General features: G+C 70.4%; 6 protein-coding genes and 1 pseudogene. 6 read left to right on the plus strand and 1 reads right to left on the minus strand.

Annotated features, from left to right (window positions below):
• From CCN44_RS33290 to CCN44_RS33315, 6 genes and pseudogenes are all read left to right on the plus strand, one after another.
• A pseudogene (locus tag CCN44_RS33290) lies at nucleotides 1–511 on the plus strand (cell division protein FtsZ); the annotation flags it as partial.
• Nucleotides 508–1,236, plus strand: coding sequence for a peptidoglycan editing factor PgeF (gene pgeF, locus CCN44_RS33295; RefSeq protein WP_059248825.1), 729 nt, complete (start codon nucleotides 508–510; stop codon nucleotides 1,234–1,236). The pseudogene CCN44_RS33290 and the gene pgeF, both read left to right, overlap by 4 nt.
• Before the next feature lie 6 nt (nucleotides 1,237–1,242).
• Nucleotides 1,243–2,010, plus strand: a complete 768-nt coding sequence (locus tag CCN44_RS33300; protein ID WP_059248824.1) for a YggS family pyridoxal phosphate enzyme — start codon at nucleotides 1,243–1,245, stop codon at nucleotides 2,008–2,010.
• A 128-nt stretch (nucleotides 2,011–2,138) separates the two neighbouring features.
• Nucleotides 2,139–2,780 (plus strand): cell division protein SepF, encoded by a 642-nt coding sequence (locus CCN44_RS33305; protein WP_023551436.1) that lies wholly within the window; start codon nucleotides 2,139–2,141, stop codon nucleotides 2,778–2,780.
• 60 nt (nucleotides 2,781–2,840) lie between these two features.
• Nucleotides 2,841–3,131 (plus strand): YggT family protein, encoded by a 291-nt coding sequence (locus CCN44_RS33310; RefSeq protein ID WP_059248823.1) that lies wholly within the window; start codon nucleotides 2,841–2,843, stop codon nucleotides 3,129–3,131.
• A gap of 55 nt (nucleotides 3,132–3,186) precedes the next feature.
• Nucleotides 3,187–4,308 (plus strand): DivIVA domain-containing protein, encoded by a 1,122-nt coding sequence (locus tag CCN44_RS33315; RefSeq protein ID WP_059248822.1) that lies wholly within the window; start codon nucleotides 3,187–3,189, stop codon nucleotides 4,306–4,308.
• 209 nt (nucleotides 4,309–4,517) lie between these two features.
• On the opposite strand, the gene ileS is transcribed toward CCN44_RS33315, so the two are convergent.
• A partial coding sequence (gene ileS, locus CCN44_RS33320; protein WP_086702000.1) for an isoleucine--tRNA ligase occupies nucleotides 4,518–7,364 on the minus strand: 2,847 nt, incomplete at its 5' end.

A 7,364-nucleotide genomic window follows, 5' to 3' on the forward strand; every position in this document is an offset into this window, starting at 1 on the left:
CGCGGTGGCCGCGGCCGAGATGGCGATCTCCTCGCCGCTGCTGGAGGCGTCCATCGACGGCGCCCGGGGCGTGCTGCTCTCCATCTCCGGCGGCTCCGACCTCGGCCTCTTCGAGATCAACGAGGCCGCCCAGCTGGTCAGCGAGGCCGCCCACCCCGAGGCCAACATCATCTTCGGCGCGGTCATCGACGACGCCCTCGGCGACGAGGTCCGGGTCACCGTGATCGCGGCCGGCTTCGACGGCGGCCAGCCCCCGGCCCGCCGGGACAACGTCCTCGGCTCGGCCTCCGGCTCGGCCCCCGCCCGCCGCGAGGAGCCCGCTCCGGCCCGGCCGAGCGAGCCCAGCCGTCCGTCCTTCGGCTCGCTGGGCAGCGTCAAGCCGAAGGAGGAGCCGGAGCCGGCGCCCGAGCCGGTGGCCGACATCCCGGTCACCCCGCCGGTGACCCCGGCGCCCCGGACCTACTCGGACAGCGCGGCCGAGGAACTGGACGTTCCGGACTTCCTCAAGTGATAGGACAGCGCGAGAGCGTGAGCGGCGCGCACTTCGCCTTCACCGACCGGTGGGGCGGGGTGAGCGCCGCTCCGTATGAGGAGCTGAACCTCGGCGGCGCCGTCGGCGACGCGCCCGAGGCGGTGCGGGACAACCGGGAACTGGCGGCCAAGTCGCTCGGCCTGGACCCCGCTCTGGTCGTGTGGATGAACCAGGTGCACGGCGCCGACGTCGCCGTGGTGGACGAGCCGTGGGGCGAGCGGCCGGTGCCGGAGGTCGACGCGGTCGTCACCGCCCGGCGCGGACTCGCCCTCGCCGTCCTCACCGCCGACTGCGTGCCGGTGCTGCTGGCCGACCCCGTCGCCGGGGTCGCCGCCGCCGCCCACGCGGGCCGGCCCGGCATGGTCAAGGGCGTCGTCCCCGCCGCCGTACGGGCCATGGTCTCGCTCGGCGCCGCACCGGAACGGATCGTCGCCCGCACCGGACCGGCCGTCTGCGGCCGGTGCTACGAGGTGCCGGAGGCGATGCGCGCCGAGGTGGCCGCCGTCGAGCCGGCGGCGCACGCCGAAACGAGCTGGGGCACGCCGGCGCTCGATGTGAGCGCCGGGGTGCACGCGCAGCTCGACCGGCTCGGGGTGTGCGACCGGGCGCAGGCGCCGGTGTGCACGCTGGAGTCGGACGACCACTTCTCGTACCGCCGCGACCGCGCCACCGGGCGGCTCGCGGGCTACGTCTGGCTGGACTGATGGGGCATGACGGACCGTAAGACCGAACTCGCCGCGAATCTGGCGAAGGTGGAGGAGCGCATCACCGCCGCGTGCGCGGCGGCCGGGCGCGAGCGGGAGGAGGTGACCCTGATCGTGGTCACCAAGACCTACCCGGCGAGCGATGTGCGGATCCTGTCGGAACTCGGTGTGCGCCATGTCGCCGAGAACCGCGACCAGGACGCGGCCCCGAAGGCCGCCGCCTGTGCGGATCTGCCCCTGAAGTGGCATTTCGTCGGTCAGTTGCAGACCAACAAGGTGCGTTCCGTGGTCGGTTACGCCGATGTCGTGCAGTCCGTCGACCGGTCCCGGCTCGTCGCCGCCCTGTCGAAGGAGGCGGTGCGCGCCGGGCGCGAGGTGGGCTGCCTGATCCAGGTCGCCCTGGACGCCGGCGAGAGCGAGCGGGAATCAGGAGGGGCGCGAAGCTCCTCGGAGGGGCGGTGGCGGGAGACGGGCGGGCGCGGTGGCGTGGCCCCGGCCGGAATCGAAGAGTTGGCCGACCTCGTCGCCGACGCGCCCGGGCTGCGGCTCGACGGACTGATGACCGTCGCTCCGCTCACCGGGGAGTACGCGGGACGCGAACAGGCGGCGTTCGAGCGCCTCATGGATTTGTCGACCGACCTGCGCCGAAGTCATCCGGCTGCAACCATGGTGTCGGCAGGGATGAGCGCGGACCTCGAACAGGCCGTGGCCGCCGGGGCGACACATGTGCGCGTCGGCACCGCGGTACTCGGAGTCCGCCCCAGGCTCGGGTAACGTCGCCAAGAAGTCGGACCACAGCAGAAAATATGGTCAATGCGCGCCAAGGCGGGCGCAAGGACCACGTGGATCGCGGGCACTTGGCAGTCGTCAGTCGATCCACCACAGAGCGGAGGACTCAGAGCATGGCCGGCGCGATGCGCAAGATGGCGGTCTACCTCGGCCTCGTGGAGGACGATGGGTACGACGGCCGCGGATTCGACCCCGACGACGACTTCGAGCCCGAGTTGGACCCCGAGCCCGAGCGGGACCACCGACGGCACGAATCGTCACATCAGTCGCACAGCGCACATCAGTCCCAAAGGGACGAAGAGGTGCGAATCGTGCAACCGCCCGCGCCTCGCGAGCCGGTGGCCCGTTCGACTTCGCTCGCCGCGGAATCCGGGCGTCCGGCGCGCATCGCGCCCGTGGCATCCATCACACAAGAACGTCAGTCCCTGGAGAAGAACGCACCGGTGATCATGCCCAAGGTCGTGTCCGAACGAGAGCCGTACCGGATCACCACGCTTCACCCGCGGACCTACAACGAGGCCCGTACCATCGGGGAACACTTCCGTGAGGGCACCCCGGTGATCATGAATCTGACTGAGATGGATGACACAGACGCGAAGCGACTTGTCGACTTTGCGGCCGGTTTGGTGTTTGGTCTTCACGGCAGCATCGAGCGGGTGACGCAGAAGGTGTTCCTGTTGTCTCCTGCTAACGTCGATGTCACGGCGGAGGACAAGGCCCGCATCGCAGAGGGCGGGTTCTTCAACCAGAGCTGAGACGTACGACCGGATCGAAGCACGGAAGAGCACGGAACAGGGGAGAGGGAACCAGAGGCCATGAGCGTGTTCGCGCAGGTGATCTACATCGCGCTGATGGTGTTCCTCGTCGTGCTCATCTTCCGGCTGGTCATGGACTACGTCTTCCAGTTCGCCCGCTCGTGGCAACCCGGCAAGGCGATGGTGGTCGTACTGGAGGCCACCTACACTGTCACCGATCCACCGCTGAAGCTTCTGCGGCGGTTCATCCCGCCGCTGCGTCTCGGGGGCGTGGCGCTCGACCTGTCCTTCTTCGTACTGATGATCATCGTCTACATTCTCATCTCCATCGCGCAGAGCTTTGTGAGATGAGGGTGGGGGACGATCCGGTCTTGCCGACTGCCGATGACTACGTTGAGGTGAAGAGATGCCGTTGACCCCCGAGGACGTGCGGAACAAGCAGTTCACGACCGTCCGCCTCCGAGAAGGCTATGACGAGGACGAGGTCGATGCCTTCCTCGACGAGGTCGAAGCCGAACTGACCCGTCTGCTCCGCGAGAACGAGGACCTGCGCGCCAAGCTGGCCGCGGCCACGCGAGCGGCTGCGCAGAACCAGCAGAACATGCGCAAGCCCCCGGAGCAGGACCAGCAGCAGCACCAGCAGCAGCAGGGCATGCGAGGTCCCGGCGCTCCGGTGCCCGCCGGCATATCGGGCCCGCCGCAGCAGCAGATGGGTGGCCCCATGGGTGGTCCGCCCCAGCTGCCGAGCGGTGCCCCACAGCTGCCCGCCGGTCCCGGCGGTCAGGGCGGCCCGCAGGGCCCCGGCCCGATGGGCCAGGGTCCGATGGGTCAGGGCCCGATGGGCGGCCAGCCGCCCATGCAGCAGCAGATGGGCGGTCCGATGGGCGGCCCCATGGGCGGTCCGATGGGCGGCCCCGGTCAGGGCCCCGGTGGCGACAGCGCCGCCCGTGTCCTCTCGCTGGCCCAGCAGACCGCCGACCAGGCGATCGCCGAGGCCCGCTCCGAGGCCAACAAGATCGTCGGCGAGGCCCGCAGCCGCGCCGAGGGTCTTGAGCGTGACGCCCGTGCCAAGGCCGACGCCCTGGAGCGGGACGCGCAGGAGAAGCACCGCGTGGCCATGGGCTCCCTGGAGTCCGCGCGCGCCACGCTGGAGCGCAAGGTCGAGGACCTGCGCGGCTTCGAGCGCGAGTACCGCACGCGGCTGAAGTCGTACCTGGAGTCGCAGCTCCGTCAGCTGGAGACCCAGGCCGACGACTCCCTGGCCCCGCCGCGCACCCCGGCCACCGCGTCTCTGCCGCCGTCCCCGGCGCCCTCGATGGCCCCGGCCGGCGCGAGTGCCCCGTCCTACGGCGGCAACCAGACGATGGGCGGCTCGCCCGCTCCGTCCGCCCCGTCCTACGGCGGTCAGCAGCAGATGACCCCGGCCATGACCCAGCCCATGGCTCCGGTCCGGCCGCAGGGTCCGTCCCCGATGGGCCAGGCCCCCTCGCCGATGCGTGGGTTCCTGATCGACGAGGACGACAACTGACGGGTCACTGAGACCGGTACGACAACGGCGTCGGCAGCGTCTGATAGGGCGGGCCCCCTGGACTTCGGTCCTGGGGGCCCGCCCTTTTTACGCGAGTTGCGCGGGGTCGCTCAGGGGCGCGGGCAACCGCGCACGCGATCCGACGGCACTCAGGAAAGAAGGGCCCGGCCTCCCCACGGAGACCGGGCCCTTCTCGATCCGCCCGGCGCTTACGCCTTCCGCAGCCGGAACGTGAGGGACAGCCCCTCATCGGTGAACGGCTCACCGAAGCTGTCGTCTCCGTCACCCTGTCCGAAGTCGGTGGCCAGAACCTCGTCGGCGATCAACTCGCTGTGCTCGGCCAGCGCGGCGACCACCGCCGGGTCGGTCGACGCCCAGCGCAGCGCGATCCGGTCGGCCACGTCCAGACCGCTGTTCTTGCGGGCCTCCTGGATCAGCCGGATCGCGTCCCGGGCCAGACCCGCCTGCCGCAGCTCCTCGGTGATCTCCAGGTCCAGCGCCACCGTGGCACCGGAGTCGGAGGCCACCGACCAGCCCTCGCGCGGGGTCTCCGTGATGATCACCTCGTCCGGAGCGAGGGTGACCGTCTCTCCGTCGACCTCCACGGACGCCGTGCCCTCGCGCAGGGCCAGGGACAGCGCGGCGGCGTCGGCGGCGGCGATCGCCTTCGCCACGTCCTGCACCCGCTTGCCGAACCGCTTGCCCAGCGCCCGGAAGTTGGCCTTGGCCGTGGTGTCGACCAGGCTGCCGCCCACCTCGCTGAGCGAGGCCAGAGCCTCGACATTCAGCTCCTCGGTGATCTGCGTGTGCAGTTCCCGGTCCAGGGCCTCGAACCCGGTCGCCGCGACGAGCGCCCGGGACAGCGGCTGACGCGTCTTGACACCGGACTCCGCGCGCGTGGCGCGGCCCAGCTCCACCAGCCGGCGGACCAGGACCATCTGCTTCGACAGCTCCGGGTCGATCGCCGACAGGTCCGCCTCCGGCCAGCCGGCCAGGTGCACGGACTCCGGCGCGCCCGGGGTGACCGGAACGATCAGGTCCTGCCACACCCGCTCGGTGATGAACGGGGTGATCGGCGCCATCAGCTTCGTGACCGTCTCCAGCACCTCGTGCAGCGTGCGCAGCGCGGCCTTGTCGCCCTGCCAGAAGCGGCGGCGGGAACGGCGGACGTACCAGTTCGACAGGTCGTCCACGAACGCGGACAGCAGCTTGCCGGCGCGCTGGGTGTCGTACGCCTCCAGCGCCTGGGTGACCTGGTCGGTCAGCGCGTGCAGCTCGGACAGCAGCCAGCGGTCCAGCACCGGGCGGTCGGCCGGGGCCGGGTCCGCGGCGGACGGCGCCCAGTTCGACGTGCGCGCGTACAGCGCCTGGAAGGCGACCGTGTTCCAGTACGTCAGCAGCGTCTTGCGGACGACCTCCTGGATGGTGCCGTGGCCGACCCGGCGCGCGGCCCACGGGGAGCCGCCGGCCGCCATGAACCAGCGCACCGCGTCCGCGCCGTGCTGGTCCATGAGCGGGATGGGCTGCAGGATGTTGCCCAGGTGCTTGGACATCTTGCGGCCGTCCTCGGCCAGGATGTGGCCGAGGCAGACGACGTTCTCGTACGACGACTTGTCGAAGACGAGGGTGCCGACGGCCATCAGCGTGTAGAACCAGCCACGGGTCTGGTCGATCGCCTCGGAGATGAACTGCGCCGGGTACCGGCTCTCGAACAGCTCCTTGTTCTTGTACGGGTAGCCCCACTGCGCGAACGGCATCGAGCCCGAGTCGTACCAGGCGTCGATGACCTCCGGCACGCGCGTGGCCGTCTCGCCGCAGCCCTCGTGCGGGCAGGCGAAGGTGACCTCGTCGATGTACGGGCGGTGCGGGTCAAGGCCCGACTGGTCGGTGCCGGTCAGCTCGGTCAGCTCCGCGCGGGAGCCGACGCAGGTGAGGTGGTCGTCCGCGCAGCGCCAGATCGGCAGCGGGGTGCCCCAGTAGCGGTTGCGGGACAGCGCCCAGTCGATGTTGTTGTTCAGCCAGTCGCCGTACCGGCCGTGCTTGACCGTCTCCGGGAACCAGTTGGTCTTCTCGTTCTCCTGGATGAGCCGGTCCTTGACGGCGGTCGTGCGGATGTACCAGGAGGGCTGCGCGTAGTAGAGCAGCGCGGTGTGGCAGCGCCAGCAGTGCGGGTAGCTGTGTTCGTACGGCAGGTGCTTGAAGAGGAGGCCGCGCTGGTTCAGGTCCTCGGTGAGCTTTTCGTCCGCCTTCTTGAAGAAGACGCCCCCGACCAGCGGGACGTCCTCCTCGAAGGTGCCGTCCGGGCGGACCGGGTTGACCACGGGCAGGCCGTAGGAGCGGCAGACCTTGAGGTCGTCCTCACCGAAGGCCGGGGACTGGTGGACCAGACCCGTACCGTCCTCGGTGGTCACGTAGTCGGCGTTCACCACGAAGTGCGCCGGCTCCGGGAACTCCACCAGCTCGAACGGACGTTGGTATGTCCAGCGCTCCATCTCGGCGCCGGTGAAGCTCTGGCCGGTGGTCTCCCAGCCCTCGCCGAGCGCCTTGGCGACGAGCGGCTCGGCGACGACGAGCTTCTCCTCGCCGTCGGTCGCGACGACGTAGGTGACCTCCGGGTGCGCGGCGACCGCCGTGTTGGACACCAGGGTCCAGGGGGTCGTCGTCCACACGAGGAGCGCGGCCTGGCCGGCGAGCGGACCGGAGGTGAGCGGGAAACGGACGTACACGGACGGGTCCACGACCGTCTCGTAGCCCTGCGCCAGCTCGTGGTCGGACAGGCCGGTGCCGCAGCGCGGGCACCAGGGGGCGACGCGGTGGTCCTGGACCAGCAGGCCCTTGTTGAAGATCTCCTTCAGCGACCACCAGACCGACTCGATGTACTCGGGGTCCATCGTGACGTAGGCGTCGTCGAGGTCGACCCAGTAGCCCATGCGGGTCGTCAGGTCGGAGAAGGCGTCGGTGTGGCGGAGCACGGACTCGCGGCACTTGGCGTTGAACTCGGCGATGCCGTACGCCTCGATGTCCTTCTTGCCGGAGAAGCCCAGCTCCTTCTCGAC

It is taken from the genome of Streptomyces tricolor (assembly GCF_002155905.1).
GTDB classification, from domain to species: domain Bacteria; phylum Actinomycetota; class Actinomycetes; order Streptomycetales; family Streptomycetaceae; genus Streptomyces; species Streptomyces tricolor.

Coding starts and splice junctions, on each gene's coding strand:
- CCN44_RS33300 (WP_059248824.1), top strand. CDS start 1,243: ATGACGGACCGTAAGACCGAACTCGCCGCGAATCTGGCGAAGGTGGAG.
- CCN44_RS33305 (WP_023551436.1), top strand. CDS start 2,139: ATGGCCGGCGCGATGCGCAAGATGGCGGTCTACCTCGGCCTCGTGGAG.
- CCN44_RS33310 (WP_059248823.1), top strand. CDS start 2,841: ATGAGCGTGTTCGCGCAGGTGATCTACATCGCGCTGATGGTGTTCCTC.
- CCN44_RS33315 (WP_059248822.1), top strand. CDS start 3,187: ATGCCGTTGACCCCCGAGGACGTGCGGAACAAGCAGTTCACGACCGTC.